Annotated in this window: 20 protein-coding genes and 1 pseudogene; all 21 read right to left on the bottom strand. The window is 39.2% G+C overall.

What is annotated here, in order from left to right; genetic code table 11:
- Nucleotides 1-10 precede the first annotated feature (10 nt).
- A complete protein-coding gene (locus BIV60_RS15545) occupies nt 11-1009 on the bottom strand; it encodes an ATP-binding cassette domain-containing protein (protein ID WP_071356638.1) in 999 nt (332 codons plus the stop codon).
- Between the two features lie 96 nt (nt 1010-1105).
- Nucleotides 1106-2155 (bottom strand): putative 2-aminoethylphosphonate ABC transporter substrate-binding protein, encoded by a 1050-nt coding sequence (locus BIV60_RS15540; RefSeq protein ID WP_071356637.1) that lies wholly within the window; start codon nt 2153-2155, stop codon nt 1106-1108.
- Nucleotides 2156-2744: 589 nt separating this feature from the next.
- Nucleotides 2745-3713: a sugar phosphate isomerase/epimerase family protein gene (locus tag BIV60_RS15535; protein ID WP_071356636.1), complete on the bottom strand. Its 969-nt coding sequence runs from the start codon at nt 3711-3713 to the stop codon at nt 2745-2747.
- A gap of 58 nt (nt 3714-3771) precedes the next feature.
- A complete protein-coding gene (locus tag BIV60_RS15530) occupies nt 3772-4818 on the bottom strand; it encodes a Gfo/Idh/MocA family protein (protein ID WP_071356635.1) in 1047 nt (348 codons plus the stop codon).
- A gap of 21 nt (nt 4819-4839) precedes the next feature.
- Nucleotides 4840-5562: a ThuA domain-containing protein gene (locus BIV60_RS15525; RefSeq protein ID WP_071356634.1), complete on the bottom strand. Its 723-nt coding sequence runs from the start codon at nt 5560-5562 to the stop codon at nt 4840-4842.
- Between the two features lie 20 nt (nt 5563-5582).
- Nucleotides 5583-6410: a carbohydrate ABC transporter permease gene (locus BIV60_RS15520; protein WP_071356633.1), complete on the bottom strand. Its 828-nt coding sequence runs from the start codon at nt 6408-6410 to the stop codon at nt 5583-5585.
- A 44-nt stretch (nt 6411-6454) separates the two neighbouring features.
- Entirely contained in the window at nt 6455-7684 is a 1230-nt protein-coding gene (locus BIV60_RS15515; protein WP_071356632.1) for a carbohydrate ABC transporter permease, read from the bottom strand.
- A 191-nt stretch (nt 7685-7875) separates the two neighbouring features.
- Nucleotides 7876-9192 (bottom strand): ABC transporter substrate-binding protein, encoded by a 1317-nt coding sequence (locus BIV60_RS15510; RefSeq protein WP_071356631.1) that lies wholly within the window; start codon nt 9190-9192, stop codon nt 7876-7878.
- Nucleotides 9193-9202: 10 nt separating this feature from the next.
- Entirely contained in the window at nt 9203-10216 is a 1014-nt protein-coding gene (locus BIV60_RS15505; protein ID WP_071356630.1) for a LacI family DNA-binding transcriptional regulator, read from the bottom strand.
- A 252-nt stretch (nt 10217-10468) separates the two neighbouring features.
- The gene (locus tag BIV60_RS15500) at nt 10469-11455 is read right to left on the bottom strand and encodes a histidinol phosphate phosphatase domain-containing protein (RefSeq protein WP_071356629.1); all 987 of its coding nucleotides are present in this window, start codon (nt 11453-11455) and stop codon (nt 10469-10471) included.
- Entirely contained in the window at nt 11445-12248 is an 804-nt protein-coding gene (locus tag BIV60_RS15495) for a DeoR/GlpR family DNA-binding transcription regulator (RefSeq protein ID WP_071356628.1), read from the bottom strand. Before BIV60_RS15495 ends, BIV60_RS15500 begins: the two co-directional genes overlap by 11 nt.
- Nucleotides 12245-13249 (bottom strand): ABC transporter ATP-binding protein, encoded by a 1005-nt coding sequence (locus tag BIV60_RS15490; RefSeq protein WP_071356627.1) that lies wholly within the window; start codon nt 13247-13249, stop codon nt 12245-12247. Before BIV60_RS15490 ends, BIV60_RS15495 begins: the two co-directional genes overlap by 4 nt.
- Nucleotide 13250: 1 nt before the next feature.
- The gene (locus BIV60_RS15485; protein ID WP_071356626.1) at nt 13251-14030 is read right to left on the bottom strand and encodes an ABC transporter permease; all 780 of its coding nucleotides are present in this window, start codon (nt 14028-14030) and stop codon (nt 13251-13253) included.
- Complete coding sequence (locus BIV60_RS15480; protein WP_141770471.1) at nt 14027-14854, bottom strand: ABC transporter permease; 828 nt, start codon at nt 14852-14854, stop codon at nt 14027-14029. The genes BIV60_RS15485 and BIV60_RS15480 overlap by 4 nt, the downstream gene beginning before the upstream one ends.
- Nucleotides 14855-14918: 64 nt before the next feature.
- Nucleotides 14919-15752: an alkaline phosphatase family protein gene (locus BIV60_RS15475; protein WP_071356624.1), complete on the bottom strand. Its 834-nt coding sequence runs from the start codon at nt 15750-15752 to the stop codon at nt 14919-14921.
- Nucleotides 15742-16842 (bottom strand): ABC transporter substrate-binding protein, encoded by a 1101-nt coding sequence (locus tag BIV60_RS15470; RefSeq protein ID WP_071356623.1) that lies wholly within the window; start codon nt 16840-16842, stop codon nt 15742-15744. Before BIV60_RS15470 ends, BIV60_RS15475 begins: the two co-directional genes overlap by 11 nt.
- A 594-nt stretch (nt 16843-17436) precedes the next feature.
- Nucleotides 17437-18114: a GntR family transcriptional regulator gene (locus BIV60_RS15465; protein ID WP_071356622.1), complete on the bottom strand. Its 678-nt coding sequence runs from the start codon at nt 18112-18114 to the stop codon at nt 17437-17439.
- A 136-nt stretch (nt 18115-18250) separates the two neighbouring features.
- Nucleotides 18251-18635, bottom strand: a pseudogene (gene yyaC, locus BIV60_RS15460) (spore protease YyaC).
- 8 nt (nt 18636-18643) lie between these two features.
- Nucleotides 18644-18841 carry a hypothetical protein gene (locus BIV60_RS30490; protein ID WP_256218433.1) on the bottom strand — a complete coding sequence of 66 codons (198 nt, stop codon included), beginning with the start codon at nt 18839-18841 and terminating at the stop codon, nt 18644-18646.
- 197 nt (nt 18842-19038) lie between these two features.
- Entirely contained in the window at nt 19039-20568 is a 1530-nt protein-coding gene (locus BIV60_RS15455) for an NCS1 family nucleobase:cation symporter-1 (RefSeq protein ID WP_071356621.1), read from the bottom strand.
- 556 nt (nt 20569-21124) lie between these two features.
- The gene (locus BIV60_RS15450; protein ID WP_071356620.1) at nt 21125-22324 is read right to left on the bottom strand and encodes an aminotransferase-like domain-containing protein; all 1200 of its coding nucleotides are present in this window, start codon (nt 22322-22324) and stop codon (nt 21125-21127) included.
- Nucleotides 22325-22502: the final 178 nt, after the last annotated feature.

The following is a 22502-nucleotide window of genomic DNA, read 5'->3' as shown; positions in this document are numbered from 1 at the left end:
ACTGAACCGCTTAGGCGTATGTAACGAGATGGTTTTGCGGCAATTCTGCATGTAAAACACTGTCTTTATCGATATTTAACTTTTTAATTAAAGAAGCAGGAACATCGACTGCCAATAATCCATCCGCAACCTGGTATTGAGGATCGGAAATATCCAAAAACAACCGATAAAAAGCCCCGCGAAATTCCATTGCTTTGACAACTGTTTGGATACTGCTTTTTGAAGAGGTTTCTAAAATTTGAATATGTTCAGGCCGAATCGCTGCCGTTGTACCTTCATGAGACAGCATATTGACTGTCCCGATGAAATCGGCAACAAATGGGGTTTTGGGATTTTCGTAAATTTCTTGCGGTATACCGATTTGCTCCAGTTTGGCATTATTCATGACGACAATTTTATCGGCCATCGTCAAGGCTTCGTCTTGATCATGAGTAACCATGATGGTCGTGATTCCTAATTTTTCTTGCAATTTACGAATCTCAATTCTTAATTTTAACCGGACCTTAGCATCAAGAGCCGATAATGGTTCATCCAGGAGGAGGAAGGTTGGAGATAACGCGAGAGCCCTTGCAAGTGCGATCCGCTGCTGCTGACCACCGGATAATTGGGCTGGATAGCGATCCTTTATATGCTCTAGGTGAACAAGTGAAAGGGCTTCACGAACTTTTTCATCGATTACTTTTTTCGAAAGCTTCTTATTTTTAAGTCCATAGGCAATATTTTGATAGGCTGTTAAGTTGGGAAACAAAGCATATGACTGAAAAACAATCCCAAAATTTCGCTTTGATGGCGGAGAAGAAGTAATATCCTTTCCTTCCAGCAAAATCTTCGAGCCTATATTCGGCTCCTCAAGACCGGCGATAATCCTTAGTAACGTCGTTTTCCCGCACCCGCTCGGTCCTAATAAGCAAACAAATTCTTTTTTATTGACGGAAAAATTGACATGGTCAAGGGCCACAAATTTTCCAAATGTCTTGGTTACATTTTGAATGTCTAGCAGCTGTTCCATTGAAAGTCCCCTTCCTTTTTAGTGGTCATATGGAAAAGAAAACTTCGCAAAGTGCTACTTTACAATTTTGCAAAGTTTTCTTATTTATTAAACTAGTTATTGTTCTTTTGGTTCACTCTTCGAATCATATCGTTTCGTCCATTCTTCCAGGATTGACTCTCTATGTTTTCCAGCCCATTGGAAATCGTTTTTAATCAGTTGTTTACCTAATAGATCTTGAGGATACCCTTTGGGCAGTGGATTCCCTAAATCTTCTGATACAACGGCAAAGTTTTTATTGACCAGTTGCAAGAAATCCTTTGTTGTTACCCAATCCATGAATGTTTTTGCTGCCTTTTTAATTTTCTGCTTTTTAATAAGAGCTGTTGCTTCCATTTCCCAGCCGGAACCTTCTTTAGGGAAAACGACTTCAACAGGTGCCCCGGATTCTTTTTCTTTAAAACTAGGATAATCAAACGAAATACCGATTGGGAATTCTCCTTCACCAGCTTGTTTGGCAGGTTTTGAGCCGGAGTGAGTATAAATGCCGATATTCTCATGCAGCTTGTTCATGTAGTCCCATGCCTGTTTTTCACCCATCAGCTGAAGAAGTGCCGAAACAGTTAAAAATCCCGTACCGCTCGAAGCCGGATTTGGCATAGAAATAAGCCCTTTGTATTTTGGATCTAATAAATCTTGGTAGGACTGAGGAATCGACAAGCCTTTTTTCTTTAATTCAACGGTATTGACCGCAAACGTAGCCATATACCCATCCATTCCCACCCAGTGAACAGGATTGGCCTTATCCTTAAATTCAGGAAGGATTTGGTCAATATTTTTTGGATTATATGGTTCTAGTAAACCCGCCTCATCCAGTGGGATTAAGCTTGTGATTCCTTGTCCCCAAACGACATCCGCAACAGGATTATTTTTTTCAGCTAAAAGCTTTGCTGCAATAATACCGGTTGAATCCCTGACTAACTTGACTTCGATATTAGAGTGGACTTTGTTAAATAAATCAATATAAGCAGGAATTTGATTATCTTCAATTGCCGTATAAACCGTGATGATTTCCTTTTTCCCTCCCGAAGAACTTTTTGAACTGCAACCCGCTGCGAAAATTGAAAAAGTCAAAATTGCCGTCATCAATAAAGCCAATTTTTTCATTGAAACAACCCCTTTTTAATTTTTTTATTTGTTTATAGTGAAAGAATTACAACCAATTTTAGGGAAATGAAGAATCTTGAAGAATGAATTTTCAGATGAATAGATTTCATGATTGGGATTCATGTAGTGGTTAAAATTTCCTATTTTTGTTTTAATAGAATTTAGACTTATACCATTAGGTGTGAGCGCTTTCATAATACTACTGAAATCTTAGCCGGGTGAGTCAAATTGACGAATTTTTATAAGCTGGAACATCCTTCATCCCCTCTTTCTATCAACAGATATTTAAATATTCTTAATATTTAATCTAAATATAAAACGAAAAACAACTAATTGCAATACATTTTATTTGTTTTCCCTTTTTTCTTTTTGTTTTATCATACTTTATCACCTCTATTAATAATCTAATAGTTACAATCCCTTAGCTCGACCTTAAAAACAGGCGAAATATTGTGAAGAATTGAGCAAACATGCCAAGCACCATGTGAAAAATTCCCGTATTACCTGGCTCTTGCCGACAATTCTATATACTCCATAAAATTAAAAGGCCCGCCTTTAATAATTAGCGAGCCCAAAATATTAAGAATGATTACACCCACCACATGGATGAAGGTTTTTCTTCAATTAAAACAGCTTTCAAATTACGAACTGCCCTCCTGAATCCTTCTTCAATCGACATTAAAGGATCCTCATGCTCGATGCTGACAACATAATCGTAGCCGAAAGTACGTAAAGCACTCATCATATCGGACCAATCCTGCAGACTGTGTCCGCATCCAACCGAACGGAAGGACCAACCTCTTGTCTGGACACTTCCATAAGGCTGCATATCTGTAAGGCCATACATATTGACATTTTCTTGATCAATATACGTATCTTTTGCATGAAAATGATGAATCGCATTTTCTTTGCCAAGGATTTTGATAGCGGCAGCCGGATCAATTCCCTGCCACCATAAATGACTTGGATCAAGGTTGGCTCCAATTGCTTGACAGGTTTCTTCCCGTAGCTTTAAAAGTGTATATGGAGTATGAACAAGGAAACCGCCGTGAAGCTCAAGACCAATTTTCACCTTTCGATCCTCTGCATATTGCCCCCATTCTTTCCAATACGGGATAAGCTTTTCTTCCCATTGCCACTTTAATACATCACCATATTCATTCGGCCATGGGACAACAGGCCAGTTTGGATATTTGGCTTCTTCATGGTCGCCTGCAGTCCCAGAAAAACAGTTTACAACAGGAACACCCATCAATTCTGCTAGTTGAACGGTCTTTACATATGTTTCATGTGAAGTTTTTGCAAATTCCTTAACAGGTGAAAGCGGATTACCGTGGCAGCTAAATGCGCTGATGGTCAATCCTCTTTTATCCAACTCTTTTTGATATTCCTCACGTTTCACCTTACTCTCAAGCAACCCATCAAGATCACAATGCGCATTTCCGGGATAGTTCCCAGTTCCAATTTCTACGGCAGTAAGACCAGAGCTTTGTACAAAATCGAGCATTTCTTCAAACTTCTTTCCAGCAAATAATACCGTAAATACACCAAGCTGCATTTCCCTCACCCTTTTTATTAAATTTCATGCCACTCCCATTCCAGCTTTACAAATTTCTCTAATTAAATGCTGTCTTTGTGTCCAACTTCACAATTAGTTTCGTTTCATTTGATTCAAGTGCTGCTAAAATAACATTTAGAGATTTCATTCCTTCTTCCCCTGTAATCGGAGGTTCCGAACTATTTAAAATACATTCAACAAAATTCTCGATTACATGCGAGCTTTGCTGTCCTCCTTCTTCGTTGGATTGAATTTTCCCAAGTTCATATTTTACGGTTTCACCATTTTTATAATGAACGATTAACGAGAAATTAGGGTCCTCCTCAAGTCGGAGAATCGCATTTTCTCCATATATGATGGTAGAATTATCCTCCTTCGACACATAAGACCAGCTTGCCGCTAAAGTACCTACGATTCCAGATTCCGTTTTAAGAATACATACTGCGTTGTCATCTACATCACTATTGGTTTTTGCACTGGTTTCAACAAAAGCGGCAACCTCCACAATTTCTTCACCAAGTAGATAGCGGATTAGATCAGTTTTATGGACACCCAGGTCACCCATCGCGCCAATAAAGGCCTGGTCTTTTTGGAAAAACCAACTCCTTGCACCATCAGCACTCCATTTTTCTGGACCAGGGTGGCCAAATGCCGTTCTAAAACTATAAATTTTTCCAATTTCTCCACTTTCAATCAACATTCTTGCCTTCATATGTGAAGAAACAAAACGCTGATTATGGGCAATCATTAATTTTTTTCCGTGAAATTTTGCCGCTTCAACCATCGCTAACGCCTCTTCTTGTGATGTTACCATTGGCTTTTCACAAAGAACATGTTTGCCAGCTTTTAATGCAGCGATGGAAATTGGAGCATGCAAGTAATTGGGGGTACAAACGGATACGGCATCAATTTCAGAGTCTAAAAGTAATTCATCATATTTTGTAAAAACTTTCGTTCCATATTTACGGCCAAGCTCTTCTGCTCTTTCCTTGACAACGTCACAAACTGCGACAATTTTCACTTTAGGATTTGCGGTATATTCAGGCAGATGACGGTGCCTTGCAATACTTCCACAGCCAATTACAGCAATTTTTAATTCACCCATCTTTATTTCCACTCCCTTTCGTTATTTCACAGAAATGACTTCCAATGGTTTTGCATTTCCATACACCGGTCTGTTTCTTTTCACCGGCTTTGCCCAATTCACTGCATTGACGATGACTTTTTGAATATCGGGATGATGATAAGTTGGATAGGTTTCATGGCCGGGACGGAAATAGAAAATCCGTCCTTTACCACGGTGATACGTACAGCCGCTCCGGAACACTTCTCCTCCTTCAAACCAACTGACCAATACTAATTGATCCGGAACCGGAATATCGAAATGCTCCCCATACATTTCTTCTTTTTCAAGTTCAATGGTTTCTCCAAGACCATCCACAATCGGATGACTGGGGTCAACTACCCAGATCCGTTCTTTATCATCAGCTTCCCGCCATTTTAAATCGCAGGAAGTTCCCATTAATTTTTTAAAAATCTTTGAAAAATGGCCGGAATGAAGAACGATTAAGCCCATGCCGTCCAAAACCCGCTGATATACTTTTTCAACAATTTCATCCGCTACTTCATGATGAGCAAGATGCCCCCACCAAACGAGAACATCTGTACTCTTCAGAACCTCATCCGTTAGTCCATGTACTGGCTCATCTAATGTTGCTGTTTTCGCATCAAATCCGGCAGCCTTTAAGAATCCGGCAATGGCACCGTGAATTCCTGCAGGATAAATTTCTTTGACATTCGGATTTTTTTGTTCATGGCGATTTTCATTCCAAACTGTTACATTCACCATTTCGTTCATCTCCTAATCTACTATTCCTTAACAGATCCAGACGTTAGCCCGGAAACAATTCTCCTTTGGAAGACAAGAACCATAATCACAAGCGGGATCGTAACAATTACTGTTGCAGCGGCAATCTCGCCCCATGGAATCGTAAACTGGCCTTGGAACATCGCTATCCCTATTGGCACGGTTTTATATTTTTCATCCGTATTGATGGTTAGCGCAAATAAAAACTCATTCCATGCTGCGATAAAAACAAGGATAGCGGTGGTAAAAATTCCCGGTATGGCAAGCGGCATGATGACCTTCCAAAATGTTTGCATAAGCGTTGCACCATCAATTTTTGCCGCCTCTTCCAAATCTAATGGAATCTTTCTAAAAAAAGTGACCAGAATCCAGATAGAAAGTGGAAGTGTAAAGGTCGTATAAGGAATAATTAACCCTAAGTATGAGTTTGTTAGACCAACGTTTTTTAAGAAAATATAAATTGGTGAAATCGTAGCAATTTGCGGAAACATCGATACAGATAAAACGATCCCAAGAATTACTGTTTTTCCTTTAAACTGAAGTCGGGCAATCGCATACGCGGCAAACGATGCCACAATAATGGTATAAACTGTTGTAATGGTTGCTACAACGGTACTATTCCATAAATAATGTAAAAATGGATGCTTGGCAAAAACAGATATGTAATTCTCCAAGGTTGGATGTGTCGTATAGGGAGTAAATGCTTTGTCTCCAAATAACTCTGAAGGCGGTTTTACAGAGCTAATGAGCATCCATAAAAACGGAAACATGACAACAAATACAAACCCAATGAGAAACACATAAAAGAATGGACTCGCTTTTTTCTGCATGTTAATCTTCCTCCTCGAAATAATGGTATTCAAAAAGCTCTCCCTTATCGGTCATTTAGCAGATCCCTGCCCAAAAACTTGATATAAATCATTGAGATGATCGCTACACAGATAAATACAATGACAGAAAGGGCTGAACCATGACCAAAATTCGTCTGAGAAAACATGACTTTGTAAGCGAGAATCGAAATCGTTTCAGTAGAGTTCGCTGGTCCGCCGCCGGTTAGAACCCACACTAAATCAAAAACCCGAAATGCATCGAGCGTTCTAAACAGAAGCGCAACTAGAATGCTAGATTTTAAAAGCGGTAAGGTAATCTTAAAAAACTGCTTCCATTTACCGGCCCCATCAATCGATGCTGCTTCATAGAGAGATGACGGAATCGTCTGTAAACCAGCCAATAACAACAATGCCATATATGGAGTTGTTTTCCAGACATCCGAAAAGATTACGGAAAACATCGCCCCTGTATCGGTTACAAGCAGTTTTTCCATCTTGTCTACTAACCCTAATGTTTCAAAAATCTTGGCTACAATACCATTTTGACCATCATATAAAAACTTCCACATCAGTGCGGATACAGCGGTTGGTATCGCCCACGGGATCAAAATACTTGCCCGAATAAGCCCTCTTCCCAAAAATGCTTTATTGATTAATAGGGCAATAGCCAGTCCAAAGACCAATTCCACAAAAACGGAAATGATTGTAAAAGTGGTCGTATTCCCGATTGCCTTCCACATTCGTGAACTTGTTAAATCATCTTTATAATGTTTTAACCCAATAAAATTCGGTTCAATAATGGCATCTCCATACCCAGAGGCTAAACCAAGCAGTTTCTTTTCTTGGGCGAATTTAACAGATTTTGAGAATTGGAGTAACTCACTGCTGATGGTTTGAGCTGTTTTCTTTAATTCCTCAGCAGTATTTTTATCAATTTTAGCAAGGCTAAGATCATCAGGGACCTGCTCGAAGTTCATTAGTTTATCATTTACAGCTTTGTATTGTTTTTTGAGGTTAGAATCGTTTTGGAGTTTTTGATCTAGTTTTTGCAGTTTTTCTTTAATGGCAGTTAGTTTATCAGGGGCATTTCCTTTCGTAATTTCATTAGTCAGTTCCCCGATAAAGAAAGGATAATTATTTAGGTATCGCTCAAGATCAACCTGGTAACTTAAATGAACCTCTGATTTAGCCGGATTGTTTAATTTTAAATCAAACAGACTGAAGTAAAAGGATTGGATGACAGGCCAGATGGCAATCAGGAAAATCAAAATCATAGCAGGAGCAATGAGATAATAACCCGCTGTTTTTTCTGTAAATAAGCCTTTTCGTTTCTTTGCAGCCGCAACAGATTTTAGCCTCGAGTTTTTTGGGATTCAGGTTCAATTCTCAGGGCTTATCCCTCCTTTGGATTTTTAAAGAAATAGGTTAGCCTTCAGATTGAAGGCTAATCCTATTTCAATAAACCTTATTGCCCTAGCTTTTCCTTCATTTCTTTTTCCATTTTTTGCACTGCCTGTTCAACGGTTTGCTCTCCGGCAATTGCTTTTGAAACATTAACTTGGATAATCTCCGAGATTTCAGGATAGTTTGGTGCAACTGGGCGGGAAATTGCCGCACTTAAACCGTCAACAAAACCTTTTTCTGCAAACGTAGGGTTGGCTTTAAGGATTTCCGGATCTTGATAAAGTTTGGTGATGGTAGGAGCATGACCACCGTATATGGCATCAATTTTTTGCCCTTCCGCTCCAGCCATAAATTTCAAGAATTCCCATGCTTCTTTTGGATGCTTGGAATACTTATTGATCCCGGCCATCCAGCCGCCTAATGCTGCAGCGGAACCTTTGTCGCCCGCAGGAAGCGGTGCTACCCCTACCTTACCAACAATTTTAGATTTTGTTTGATCGTTCGCACTTGCATACTCATATGGCCAGTTACGGAGGAAGACTGTTTGACCTTCAATAAAGGCTTGGTCGGATTCAATTTCTGTAAACGTCGTAACATTTCCAGGTACCACATTAGACTTTGCGATTTCTACCATTTTTTTAAGGCCTTTAATGGCTTGAGGACTATTTATAGCAACCTTACCGTCTTTATCAATAAATGCTCCGCCATATGATCCTACAAATTCTACAGCGTTACAAACAAGCCCTTCGTATTGTTTGGATTGAAACACGTATCCAAATTTCGTGTTGCCTTGGCCTTTTTTAGCCTTCGCTTGCTTCAATAAATCATCCCATGTTTTTGGTACTTCATTTGGTTTTACTAGGTCTTTTCGATAGTATAATAGACCGGCATCAACAAATTTTGGTAGCGCCCACTGCTTGCCGTTAAACTGCGCGGCACCTAGTGCACCCTGGTTATATTCGCTTAGATCAATTCCATCTTGCTGGATAAAGCGGTCAAGCGGGAGCACATAGCCTGCCTGGGCAAATTCAGCAGGCCAAATAACGTCCATATCAATGACATCAATATCGGAAGATTTCGCATTAAAAGCTGTTACATAAGCATCATGCTGCTGGCCTGTATCAGAAGGCATTTCACGGAAATCAACATGAATGTTCGGATGGTTTTTTTCAAATGCTTCCACCATTTTTACAGTTCCCTGAGTTACATCCTTACCGCGTGCATACACTAGATTCACTTTTTGCTCGGTTGCAGGCTTATTTTTATCACTGGAAGGCTTTTCCTTCGTAGTAGATGCTGAATCAGAACTACAGGCAGCTAGTGCCAGCGATAATGTAGCAAATACAGCTAAAAGTTTGGCTTTTTTCGACTTTTTCATGTTTTTCCCCCTATTTTGAAATCGATTTCAATTTTGACATGGTTGAATCTCTGATTACTAAATCAAAAGGTAATAAAATTTCTAAGTCGTTTTCTTGATTTTTATGGGCAATCATATCAATCATAACATCCACTGCCGTCTTCCCCATTTCTTCAATTGGCTGGCGAATGGTTGTTAATGCCGGTTCCACAACGCGTGCAATCGGTTGGTCATCAAAGCCAATAATAGCGATATCTTCCGGCACCTTTTTACCTAGGGCCTTTGCCGCCATAATCATTCCGGCTGCTACCTGGTCACTTCCGGTAAAAATAGCAGTTGGACGATCTTTCATATTCATAATCGTTCTTAATATTCTTTTTCCATCATCTAATGTTAAAACATTTGAGAACACCCATTCCTTCCGAATCGGAAGTCCACATTCTTCAAGAGCCTTTCGATAACCTGCCTGACGGTCCTTTCCCAGGTAACTTTTATCTCCGTTTGTACAGGCAATTCGTTCGTGGCCTTGTTCAATCAAATGCCTTGTCCCTATGTACCCTGCTTCAACATTATCCATTCGGACTATTGGCACATTCGCTGTTCGTTCATATTCATTGCAAAATAGCATTGGACCATAGTTTAAATAAGGCTCAATCTTTTTCCATTCATTTTCATACGCGGTTAAAATTAATCCATCCACTTGCTTTGTTCGTAATAACTCGAGAAAATCCAGTTCCTTCTGTTTGCTATATCTCGTTTGGCAAATGAGTAACTGAAGATGGTTCTGAGTTGCTACCATATCCATTGCTTCCAGTAGATACGCAAAAAACGGATTCGTCAGGACCGGAACTAAAATGGCAATGGTATCTGTTTTTTGATTCCGCAGCCGTTGAGCAGTTGTGTTTGGGACATAATTTAATGCCGCCATTGCCTCACGTACTAATCTCTTTTTATCATCCGTGACATTGGGATGGTTGTTGAGCACCCTTGAAACAGTTGCACGTGAAAGCCCGGCTTTTTTTGCTACATCGGCAATTGTTGCCAAACAAATCCCCCCTTCTCCCCCCTTTATTTAAGTTGGATTGAGCGTTGAAATCGATTTCAATAAATCGATACAACTCCACTTTAGCCCATTTTGAAATCGATTTCAATATATTTTTCAGAAAAATTTATCAATTCATAATTGTTCCCGTTTTCTAAACAAAATCTTGAACTGGATGATCTAATCTTGAAGAGTTGAGCAAAGTGCCTGTCACCTATGTTAATTTTTCACATGGTGACAGGCACTTTGCTTATATTAGTCTAGTGGTTTCATAATTCTATTCCCTTTTACAAAGGTGGCAATTTCTGTAACGCCTTTGTCCAGCAGTGTTTCTGTATTTACATCGATATAGGCGCCGATATCGTCGGGAAAATGAGAATCCGATGAGGTGGTAAAGCGAACTCCATTTTTGATTAATACATCTAGAAACGTTAGACTAGGACACATTTCTTTAACTGGATAGCGATAGAATAGCCCGGCATTTATTTCTGTTGCCGTATCCGTTTCCACCATTGCTTTTGCAATCTTCTCGTAATGTCCGAGCAGAAGACTTTCATCCGGTCGATAGTTAAATACTTTTAAATTATCCAAATGGGCAAGCTTGCTGCGAATAGCCTTATCAACCACATTGAAAAAATCCTCATACAAGGTTTCTAGGTCAAACTCTGAAAATCTCTGCTGTGTTTCCGGATTATCAAATCCCCAGCCATACATATAATGCACGGAACCAATCACATAGTCCCATTCAAAGGACCCGAGGAGTTCTTGCAGCAATTCCTCTCCACCAGGAAAATAATCCGCCTCAATACCCAGACGAAGAGTTATCCCCTCCGCCTCCCAGCGTTTTTTCGCTTCCGAGATTGCTTGAACATACTCTCCCATTGATTCTGTCATCACTTGGTCCAGCCATTTCCGCTGCAACATTCCAAGGTCTGTTTTCCTTAAATCCAAGAACTTTTCAAAATATGACCTTGATTCTTTAAAACGATACAGATGATCGACAATCCCCACTTCTTGCAATCCTTTGCGTTTCGCTTCCTTTAAATATAAATCAATCCAAGATGAATCATATGCACCCTTTTGGACACGTTCAGTTAAGCGGGCCATGCTTTTTTTCAACCACCCAATCGTGTGAACCCTCTCATTCATCGGGAAGAAATAATCCAATGCTTGGTTTGTTCGGTCAAGCCATCGTAATGAATAAGGTCCCTCTTCTAAATGTAAATGGTAATCAACCTTCATCTTCTTCCCCACCTTCTACTCGCAGCCATTTCAGCATTTTATCCAATCCGTTTTGTTTCCATGTAGCGGGTATTTCTTCATCACAAATAATCCTGTCTACCCTAGACAAAGAACAAATTTGATAAAAGGATTCATGAGCCATTTTTGTAGCATCGGCTAGAAGAAACACTTGATTGGCCCGCTCAATCATCGTGGTAGAAACTAAACATTCTTCAAAATCATAATCACTTACATCCTCTACAGTAAATCCGCCGCAGGATAAAAATAACTTGTCAAATCGGAATCCTTTTAACATATTACAAGTCAACGCTCCGACAATTGATTTTTGGGTTGGATTCGTGACGCCGCCAAGGACAATAATTTTCCCATCAAATTCCTGGTTTTCAAGCCGTGTGTTTAATTCTTCAGCTGCTGCCAAAGAATTCGTCACAATCGTCACGTCTTTAACACCAGAAATCGCTTTGGCAAGATGAATCGTTGTTGTACCGACATCAATCATAACTGTGTCCCCATCTTCAATGAACTCGGCTGCTTTTCTTCCAATTGCCTCTTTCGCCTTGGTTTTCACCTTCATTTTTTTTACAAAATGTGGTTCCTGGTTGTTTTGATGATATTTAATTGCCCCGCCGTGCACCCGCTTTAATTTCTTCTCTTTTTCCAATGTATCCAAATCACGCCGAATCGTTTCAGGAGCAACTCCCAACTCTCCTGCAAGCGTAGCGACAAGCACCTTTTTATCACGGTCCAGCTGTTCTAAAATGTATTGTTGTCGTTCATTTAACACTACGCTCATGATAAAGGAATCACATCCTTAGGATTAAGGTATAGTTTCCTCAGTTGATTTCTGTGTATAACTCCTTCATTCTGGTGTAAATGATCCGCCGTAATGGTTACCCCATTGGACACAAGCTCACACCGGGTAATATTCCCAAGCATAATAATGGTTTGGATTTCTCCCGTTACTTCATACCCTTCTGGAATGGAATCTACACTAAAAGCTTCCGGTCGAATTGCGTATAATGTATTGGAAAAAACATGCACGTTACCCAATACAGTTGAAAGTTCCTCACTTGTCAAAACATTATAGTTCCCGATGAATCTGGCAACAAATTCATTTGCTGGACGAGAATAAATTTCTTGAGGGGTGCCACCTTGGGCAATGACTCCTTTATTTAAAATATAAATATAGTCACTTACCGCCATCGCTTCTTCCTGATCATGGGTGACGAGAACGGTTGTCATATTTAGTTCCTGCTGAATGTCCCTCAGTTGTTTTTGCAAATTTTTCCGAATTTGGGCATCCAGTGCACTAAGCGGCTCATCCAATAATAAAACTTTTGGTTCTGTCACAAGCGAACGTGCCAGTGCTACCCGCTGCTGCTGTCCTCCAGAAAGTTCACGTGGATAAGAAGCTTCTTTTCCGCCCAGTTCAACTAATTCAACAATCCGTGCAACCTTTCTTTTAATGGTTTCCCGGTCAAGTTTTTTCATTTTTAAACCAAATTCAATATTTTCTTGGACCGTCATGTTAGGAAACAAGGCATATGATTGAAAAACCATCCCCACTTGCCGGTCTTTCGGCTTTACATTTGTCACATTCTTGCAATCAATGTATATCAAACCTTCTTCAGGCGTTAATAGTCCGGCAATCGAACGTAAAAGTGTACTTTTCCCGCAGCCACTTGGTCCTAGAAAGGTAACAAAATCTCCTTCATTAATCGATAGGTTGATTGAATGCAAAACCGTTTCTTGATGAAACGATTTTTTTAATTTCTCGATTGTTACATAACTCATTTTAGACGGTCTCCTTTTTCGTACGAGTCGCTTTTACCATAATCGCTGAAAGGATGCTGATTAACACAAAGTAGCAAACGACAATGGCACTTGCGATATGCCCGCTTTGGTTTAATTTTTGATATAAATAGACTTGAACGGTTTCAAAGCTGCCACCCACTAATAAATTTACGAGGACGAATTCTCCGAACAGAATGGAGAAGGATAGTAAAGCGGAAACAAGAATTCCCGACATAATGTTCGGTACGATCACCTTTAGAAAAGCAGTTAAGCGGCTTGCCCCTAGTATTTCTGCTGCCTCCATTAAGGAATCTGCTTGAATATTACGTAAAGCGTTCCTCGTCCCTTGGTACATGTAGGGAAGAATTCCGACAAAATAGGCACCCATTGTCACAATCACCATCGAGATGCCGCTATTCGAATAAGCACGGATTAATCCGACTGCTAAAATAATCCCCGGCATTGCATAGGTCATTATAATCAATGATTGGATTAGTTTTTCTAATTTAGGTGCATAAAGAACAATCGAAAAAATCGCTGGAACCATTATGACGAGCGTTATTACCGTTGTCCCTAAAGACATAAAGAGAGAACGGCCCAATGAATCGAGAAAGCGAGTATCTCCAAATAAATCTAGATACCATTTAAAAGTTAGCCCTTCAGGAAGAATCGTTTTGTGCCAGGAAGTCGCAAACGAATAAAGAAACGTTCCCACTAACGGGACCAGTAAGTACAGGAGAACAATGGCAATAGTAAAATAATGATAGAATGGTTTTTTCATGATAAATCCCTCCGTATCTTCCGGGTCAACCATTCATTAATCAGCAAGGCAATGACCAATGTGATGCCTAATATACAAGCAACAGCGCTTCCCAGTTCTGGTTTTGCAAAAATATCCCCTGTTGTTAAGGCACCAATCCTGATGGTAACAAGATTATACGTACTACCAGCAAGGGCATACGCCGAAGCATAAGCGCCCATCGCATTTGCAAAGAGAATGCTAAAGGTACCAGCGATACTTGGGCTGATGATCGGCGCACCAATTTTTAGCCAAAATTGCGCAGGCGAGGCTCCGAGCAGAAAAGCAGCCTCCTTCCACTGTGCCTGAATACCCTGATAGATGGGATAAAGCAGCATAACCGCCAGCGGCAGCTGGAAATATACATAAATAAGGACCATTCCCGACCAGGAATATAAATTAAAGTGGCTAAGCATGTCCCAGCCAAAATGTTTGAATAACAAGGTAAATAATCCGCTGTTTCCCAGCAAAACAATAAAAGCGAATGCGAGTGGTATCCCAGCAAAATTCGCGGTCATGTTTGCAAAAACCAAAATACGTTCTTGGACTTTTTTAGGAAAAAGAGTAATAGAATAGGTCGCAAATACTGCTAAAACAATTGCGATTAGACTTGAAAAAAGTGAGATTAATATACTATTTTTAAAGGCTTGATGATAATAAACATTTTTGAAGATTTCTTTATACTGATCAAAGGTAAACCCTGTTCCCCCATTCCCTTGAAAGCTGCTGTATATCATAAAAAATAATGGAACAAACAGGAACAGAAGAATGATGAGAAAAAAGGGAATGATGCTGGCAATCAGCATGCCATTAGGACGTCTCAATCGAAAAACTCCTTTCTAAAACTGTTTTTTACAAACAAACGCCTTCTTACAAAGAAGGCGCCCCTTTTAAAACCGGTATGGATAGTTTTTGCATCGCCGAAGACGGTTGAATCGATAATAGCTCACATGCTAAAGGCGCAATCTGAAGTTGTGGAATTACCTCATCATAGATTCCTGCTTTTACCCGCTCACTCATAATAAACAAAGGAACATCCCGGTCAGCTGAAGTAGTACCCCCGTGCTGCCCATCATCATTCATCCCATGATCTGCCGTAACAATAATCTGGTAGCCTGCCTCTAACCATTTTGGCAGCACACTTGCCAAAATTATATCGACGGCAATCGCACGGTTCCGGTACTCCGCAGAAGCGGCGGTATATTTATGGCCATCATCATCAATATTCATCGAATGGACATAGAAAAAATCCGGGCCATAGGTTTGCAGCAGGTAATTGGCATCAGCAAATAAATGTGAATCAGGATAATGATCCTCCCAGTAAAAAATCCCTTTTTCAATTGGTTTCTGACCATCTAATTGAATCCTGTCGGTGCTTGGATTAAATGGAGCTGAATTATACAGTTCACTTACCCAATAATAAGAAGCGGTCGCATTTTTTAAGCCATTTTTCTTCGTTAAATGAAACAAACTTTCTTCATGCGACAGCTTGACTGTTTGATTGGTAGTAATTCCATTTTTATAGGCAGGTGTCCCCGTAAGCAATACCTCATAAAGAGGACGCGATAGACTTGGCAGCTCGGATATCACCTTAAATCGAGCGGTCTTTCCTTTTTCAATCAAATGATGCATGTATCCCATCTGGCTGCATGCAGTATCGTAACGCAATCCGTCCAGCATGATAAAAATAAGCTTATTTGACATTTACTAACACCTGACTTTGCCATAAATCTAATAGTTGTTGAACCGTTTGTTCCCATGCCTTCATATCTTCAACCGGTCTTACATTTTTGTACATTTCATCAGGCAAGAGCTTCGCTTTGGCATCATCCGGAAGTTTTACATTTTGACGGATTGGCCGTGCATATCCGCGCGCTAAGTTTGCCTGACCGGCATCGGAGAAAATATATTCTCTCGCAAGTTTAGCAGCGTTGGGATGTTTTGCATATTTATTGATAACTGATGCATAACCAGACATGACAGAGGTTTCTTTAGGAATGACAACATCAAAACGTTTCGGATCAATTTGGTCACGATAGCCAAGGCCATTAAAATCCCACACTAAAGCTACGTCGACTTCCCCTTTTTCTAAAGAGGTTAATTTAGGATCTGTTGTAACCAAGCGGCCTTTTTTCGCTAAATCTTTGAAAAAGTCTACACCGGGCTGAATATTTTTTTCGTCTCCGCCATTAGCAAAAGCTGCAGCTAATACGGAAAATTGGGCTTGGCTTGCTTTTAACACATCACCAACGGTTACCTTATAATTTCCCTCCGCTAAATCCTTCCATGATTTAGGAGGGTTTTTTACATTTGTTTTGTCTGTAATAAAGGCGATGGTTCCGGTATAACCAACCATCCAATTTCCTTCTTTATCCTTCGCCCAATCAGGGACATCATTCCAATAAGAGGTTTTGTATGGGAGAGTTAGCCCCTTTTCTTTTGCCAGCGGACCAAAGTTAATCCCTACATCGCCAATATCGGCTGTAGCATTTTCCTTCTCCGATTCAAATTTTGCGAGTTCCTCTGCACTCGACATATCCGTATCAGTATGTTTAATATTGTATTTTGATTTTAAATCATCCCAGGTTTGTTTCCAGTTTGCCCATGCATCCGGCATCCCGACTGAATTGACCTCACCCTCTTTTTGAGCCTTTTTCGTAATTTCTTCAATCGATAGATTTTTACTACTATCATTTTTTTGTGTGCCTGATGATGAAGAACTGGAACATCCAGCAATCAGTGAAACTGAGAGTATTCCAACCGCAGCCATATTAAACAGTGACCTATTACCCATAATTAATCCCCCTCCATGTTTGTTGGTGCCTTTTAAGATTTGTTTTAAACAGTAAATAATACTGAAACAAAGTAAAAGCGGATGTGAAACAAACATTAATAATCTGTAATACTTTATTAAGAGATTGTAAGGAATATTCAATCTGATAAAAATAAAATGGCTATTTATTTTTAAAAGGGATAAACAAAAAGACTCAAGTGTTTTTTTATGCTGTGTGTTAGGAAGATAATGATAATATAACTCTGTTGATTGGAGCGGAAATCAACAGCCAAGTTTACAGAGCATTTTAAAAAAAGACAAAATAAAAAGGCGCATTCTGCGCCTGAGTTTCGTTTATTTACGGATCATTTTACTAGTTCCTTTTGAATTTTATTAAGACGGAATGGTTTGTGTGCAAAAAAGACCTTTGCAATCGCCATGTTATCACAAAGCGAACATTTTTTTTGATACGCTGCTTTACTATTATGTGGAGTATCCGTGAATGTTTGTGGATTGTATACCAAGGAGATCTAAAAAATAATAACGGAAATTCTTTTCTTTCGATTTCTGCTGGAAATCTAACATTTTTTTGTTCTGGACTTTTTGGACAACCTGCTACTCTTTAATTTTCTCTTTATTTTGCTTAACTGCTTCAATATACGCCTTTTTTGAGTTTTCCATATGGATTTTTGTCAAATATTCAGCCATTTCACTCTCTTGATTCATAATGGCTTCCATAATTTTTACATGTTCTTCCATTGATTTTACCGCTCTTCCCGGATTTTTATATCCAATTTTGGCGAAGGCGCGAATATAATCAGATAATCCACTCAGTATTTCATTAAGCTTGGAATTTTTGGCTGCTCTATATAAAAGATGATTATATTCACTGTGTAATTCAGAGAATCCATCTTCATTATCCAAGCATCCTTCCACCTTTTGAATATATGCAGCAATGTCACTTTTTGTTTCATCATCCAGCTTTTGCACAGCTAATTTGGCTGCCAATACCTCAAGTGATGAAAGAATCGTGAACACTTCAATAATTTCTTTTTCGGATATGTCAGCTACTATGACCCCTTTTCTTGGAACCGTTTTGACAAATCCTTGTGATTCCAAGCGAAATAAAGCCTCACGAATTGGAGTTCTACTTATATTTAATCTTTCTGCCAGCTCCCTTTCCACTAGCCGATCGCCTGTTTTAAATTCTCCTTCTAGAATGAGATCTTTAATATGTAAATAGACCCTCTCCCTTAATGAAATTAAATCTTCTGCCGCCCAATTAGAACTCACTGGCTCTCCTCCCTCCACTCTTTGTATACATTAAACCAATTATAACGTACCTTCATGAAAAACATCAATTGGTTTGGTTGATTTTACCACGGGGAAATAATCATTTTTTCAGTTTACAATTGAGTAAAATTATGCCTTAGTTCCTCGTAATCTGATATTCTTCGATCGGAAGGGTTATAATCCTTGTTACAATTTCGGAAAGCTTCATTACCGTATTTAATCTTGTCGTGTTCAATGACTCTATTGGATTATTTGGGTCTAAATAATTAACATATGCCTTCAAGTGATAGTTCCCTACACTCGGTAAAGCTTTATTAAAGGCTTTTCTGGGAAAAATAGCCCCTTTTTTCAAAACAATTAACCCTATTTGAGTTTCTTCCCCTAAACAAGCATCAATAGCAATAATAAACGGTTCCCTATGCGTCCGATAAATTTTTCAGAATCCTCTCTATATTTAACGTATGAACCGGTTCTTCTAATGTACCATATACGGGGAAGGGAATCTCTTTATCCTTTAACATTTTTCCCACTAATGGTCCGAAAGAATCACCAGTGGATCGATCAGTACCACTACATAAACAACTTCACCTTTCGTGTTTTCAAGAACCACTTTTAATTTATTTGCGATTTTTTCAATTTGTTTTTCCTCTCTTATTTCTTGTCTGGTAATAAAATCAGGACTTTCTATGTTAACTTCAGACTTTTTCTTACGTTTAAAAGGCCACATCCCATTCAACTCCCTCTAACGAAGTTTCAATTACTGTCCTAAATTGGAGCTGCCTTTTCTTTGCCCATTTTATTTATTTTATAATACATAGTAGTAGCGCTTCCATATCCAAAATGAAAAATTTAACGATAATCTCATTAAGTCCACAAATATGTAAAAAAAAGTTGCCCTGATTTCTCGGGGCAACTACATTCTACTTAATATAAATCCACATTCGGATTACTGCCATCTACTGAATCAGCGATCCCTGTTGGAGCTTTAAAGTTTGTAATTTTTTCATACTCCCCTTTTTGGAGTACACTCTTATCTCCTTTCATTAAATAGGTGTAAGCAATGATGGCGATAAACAGTCCAAACGTCCACGCGTTATCCCACAAGAAGCGGAGTCCTGGAATGATCAAACCGAGAACCGGAATCGCAACCCCGATGATAAGAGCATAAACACCATTTTTATTAAAACCACCTGTATAACTGTAACGACCGTTAACATCATATAACTCATGTAGAGCCATTTGCCTTTTACGAACCAGCCAATAATCTGCAATGGCAATGCCGTCGATTGGACCAAGTAAGGCGCCATACGTTCCAAGCCAGCCAAAAATATAATTACCGAAGTTCTCCATGATATACCACGGCTGGATTAATATGGCAAATAAACCAGTAACGAGAGCACCAATACCAAATGTAATTCGTCTTGGATTTAAATTCTCTATTGCACGTGCAGGAGCGACAACGTTAGCCCCAACATTAATTGTTAAAGAGGAAATAACAATGACTAAAGTACCTAGAAAAATGACATAAGGCGGGAATTTTGCTAGCAGTGCAACAGGATCCCAGAGAGCCTGCCCGAAAATGACCACAGTTGCAGAGGTTACAGCTATACCAATAAAAGAGAAAATCGTCATGGTAAGTGGAAGTGAGAAACTTTGTGCGACCATTTGCGATTTTTGATTTTTCGCATAACGGCAAAAATCAGGAATATTTAAGGCCAGTGTAGCCCAGAAAGCAATTACCCCGGTAACTGCGGGGAAAAACACTTTTAAAAATTCACTAGTGGTTTGAAATTTGGATGGAGTTGATAAAATTGGCCCCCAACCACCGGAATTAGTGAATGCCCAGATGAGGAGAATAATAGCAGAAATCCCTACTACAGGTGTAGCAATTAAACTTAAATACTTCATGGCTTGCGGACCTTTATATGCAACCGCTACGTTTAAAATCCAGAATAAAGCAAATACGATGGCAGTATGGCCCGGGAAGTTCCAAAAAGAGAAAGAAGCGGATAAAAGTGTGTCAATCGCACCGGTTCCGATCCAAGTGTTAATCCCGAACCAGCCTGCTGCAACAACGGCTCTCGCCATGGCAGGGATATGGGCGCCTTTTGAACCAAACCAGAGTCGTGCAAATACAGGGTATGGAATCCCAAATTTTGTTCCGGCATGTGAATTTAATAAAATCGGAATAAGGACAATTACGTTACCAATAAAGATGGTTGCAATCGCCTGCCACCAGTTCATTCCTAACGAAATCAATCCACTGGCCATTGTATAAGCCGGAATACATAAACACATTCCAATCCATAGCGTTGCAAAGTTCAGACCTTTCCAAGAATGTTCCTTCATGGTGGTCGGCCTGAGATCATCATTCCACAACTCACTGCTGCTTAAACTGTCTGCCGCTTCATTTGTCAAAATGACAATACCATTTTGCTCAATTTGCGTTTTCAATAAAATTCCCCCTTGTTTGGTTTTTCAAAGAACTTTAAAGCAAAACCAATGCTGTGCATTCGCTAGAGAATATTTATGAACATTCTTCATTTGGCAGATTCACTAATTTAAAGTATAATAGGAATATTCCGAAAACCGATGACACAAAATGTGAAAATTAATCTGTATTGACTTCTAAATAAATGTAAGCGTTTTAAAAGTTGGTTATTTTTCAAATCCAATCATCGCATCACCTCATTCAATAAATTTTTTTAATTTTTCCCGAAACGACCTCAATCGGTTTGGGAACAGTACACAACTGCCTAATTTATATTATATAGCATCAAATTAGGCTGTCATTGGACAAAAGGTAAAAAAATTCTCCCTGTATTTTTTATGTTTTGTAAAAGATGGCATTTCTCCACAAAATATTTATTAAAACTATCATTATTTTACCATTTTAAATCTTGTATCCAATGAAAACCTGTCCTCATTTTCCAACAAAAAACTACAAAAGGATTTTGAAGTTCAAAAAGAGCACTGCGTAAACACAGCGCTCTTTCAATGTTATTTTTGACTAAAAAATTTTTGTGGCAACAGGAACCGACGTTAACACATCTACCAACCGGTCCATTCCAAGCTTGATGTTTTCAGGTGTCGAATGGCTGAAGTTCACCCGGAAGGTGTTATGCTTAGGCTCGTTCACATAAAATGGTGCCCCCGGAACAAACGCAACGCCCTTTTTAACAGCTTCGCCCAAGAGTTGAGTTGTATTTATCTCACCCGGACCTTCCACCCACATAAACATACCGCCTTTTGGCTCTTTCAAAGTGAACAATCCGGAACCGACTTTATCAAAATATTCCTTCATCAATTTCATCCGCTCATAATACACACTTCTAATTAAAGCAATATGAGAGTCAAGATTAAAATCACGCAATAAATAATAGAGTGCTTGTTGGTCGAGCGAACTGGAATGCAAATCATTCATTTGCTTCGCTTGAACCAACAGCTTGATGACTTCGGCAGGTCCAGTTACCCAGCCAGTTCTTAACGCGGGAACAACAGACTTCGAAAAAGTACTTGTATATAAAACAATCTTTTTTTCTGTATCTAAAGATGCCAACGGTTGATAGACTACATCTTGATGGAATTGAATGTCTCCATATGGATCATCTTCAAGAATCAGAACTTGATTTTCATAGCAAAGGTCGAATAGCTGTTGACGACGCTCCTGGCTCCACACCTTACCATCCGGATTCGAGAAGGTTGGAATTATGTAGACAAATTTAGGCTGGTAGTGATTGATTTTTACTTTTAAATCTTCCGGTAACATCCCTTCGTCATCACTGCTAACTGCCACCACATTTGCCCCGTATGATCTAAAGACCTGCAGAGCCGCTAAATAGGTGGGATCTTCGGTAAGGACAATATCCCCTGGAGCAAGCATAATCCGTGAAAACAAGTCGATGACCTGTTGTGACCCTGTGGTCAGCAAAATGTTATCGGGATGGGAAGGAATTCCTCGCTTATCCATTTTGGCCTGAACTGCTTCCCGAAGTGGAGTAAACCCTTCAGTTAGTCCGTATTGTAAGGAGGATTTTCCTGATGCAAATACTTTTTCATATGCAATCTGCACCTGCTCAATTGGAAAAATATCTTCTGCAGGCAGCCCTCCCGCAAAGGAAATCACATGCCCTTGCTGGGTAACCTTTAAGATATCCCTTACGGCAGAAGATTCATAATTTTTTGTTTGGGGTGCAAATGAATAATTCATAACAAAGTCGCTTCCTTTTTCCGAAAATTATAAAAAAATATATTATATTAGATTTATTGTATATTATAGAATAACATTGATTACTTTGCAAAATATTTTGAAAAATTATTTTCTATATTTTATGATTCCTTTAAATCAATAAAGGATTAGAGAAATATGTTATAATATATTTATAAAG

It is taken from the genome of Bacillus sp. MUM 116 (assembly GCF_001866655.1).
GTDB lineage: Bacteria > Bacillota > Bacilli > Bacillales > Cytobacillaceae > Neobacillus.
This window is presented reverse-complemented; position numbering and strand designations above follow the sequence as displayed.

Coding starts and splice junctions, on each gene's coding strand:
- BIV60_RS15545 (WP_071356638.1), bottom strand. CDS start 1,009: ATGGAACAGCTGCTAGACATTCAAAATGTAACCAAGACATTTGGAAAA.
- BIV60_RS15540 (WP_071356637.1), bottom strand. CDS start 2,155: ATGAAAAAATTGGCTTTATTGATGACGGCAATTTTGACTTTTTCAATT.
- BIV60_RS15535 (WP_071356636.1), bottom strand. CDS start 3,713: ATGCAGCTTGGTGTATTTACGGTATTATTTGCTGGAAAGAAGTTTGAA.
- BIV60_RS15530 (WP_071356635.1), bottom strand. CDS start 4,818: ATGGGTGAATTAAAAATTGCTGTAATTGGCTGTGGAAGTATTGCAAGG.
- BIV60_RS15525 (WP_071356634.1), bottom strand. CDS start 5,562: ATGGTGAATGTAACAGTTTGGAATGAAAATCGCCATGAACAAAAAAAT.
- BIV60_RS15520 (WP_071356633.1), bottom strand. CDS start 6,410: ATGCAGAAAAAAGCGAGTCCATTCTTTTATGTGTTTCTCATTGGGTTT.
- BIV60_RS15515 (WP_071356632.1), bottom strand. CDS start 7,684: ATGATTTTGATTTTCCTGATTGCCATCTGGCCTGTCATCCAATCCTTT.
- BIV60_RS15510 (WP_071356631.1), bottom strand. CDS start 9,192: ATGAAAAAGTCGAAAAAAGCCAAACTTTTAGCTGTATTTGCTACATTA.
- BIV60_RS15500 (WP_071356629.1), bottom strand. CDS start 11,455: ATGAAGGTTGATTACCATTTACATTTAGAAGAGGGACCTTATTCATTA.
- BIV60_RS15495 (WP_071356628.1), bottom strand. CDS start 12,248: ATGAGCGTAGTGTTAAATGAACGACAACAATACATTTTAGAACAGCTG.
- BIV60_RS15490 (WP_071356627.1), bottom strand. CDS start 13,249: ATGAGTTATGTAACAATCGAGAAATTAAAAAAATCGTTTCATCAAGAA.
- BIV60_RS15485 (WP_071356626.1), bottom strand. CDS start 14,030: ATGAAAAAACCATTCTATCATTATTTTACTATTGCCATTGTTCTCCTG.
- BIV60_RS15480 (WP_141770471.1), bottom strand. CDS start 14,854: ATGCTGATTGCCAGCATCATTCCCTTTTTTCTCATCATTCTTCTGTTC.
- BIV60_RS15475 (WP_071356624.1), bottom strand. CDS start 15,752: ATGTCAAATAAGCTTATTTTTATCATGCTGGACGGATTGCGTTACGAT.
- BIV60_RS15470 (WP_071356623.1), bottom strand. CDS start 16,842: ATGGGTAATAGGTCACTGTTTAATATGGCTGCGGTTGGAATACTCTCA.
- BIV60_RS30490 (WP_256218433.1), bottom strand. CDS start 18,841: ATGTGGCCTTTTAAACGTAAGAAAAAGTCTGAAGTTAACATAGAAAGT.
- BIV60_RS15450 (WP_071356620.1), bottom strand. CDS start 22,324: ATGAATTATTCATTTGCACCCCAAACAAAAAATTATGAATCTTCTGCC.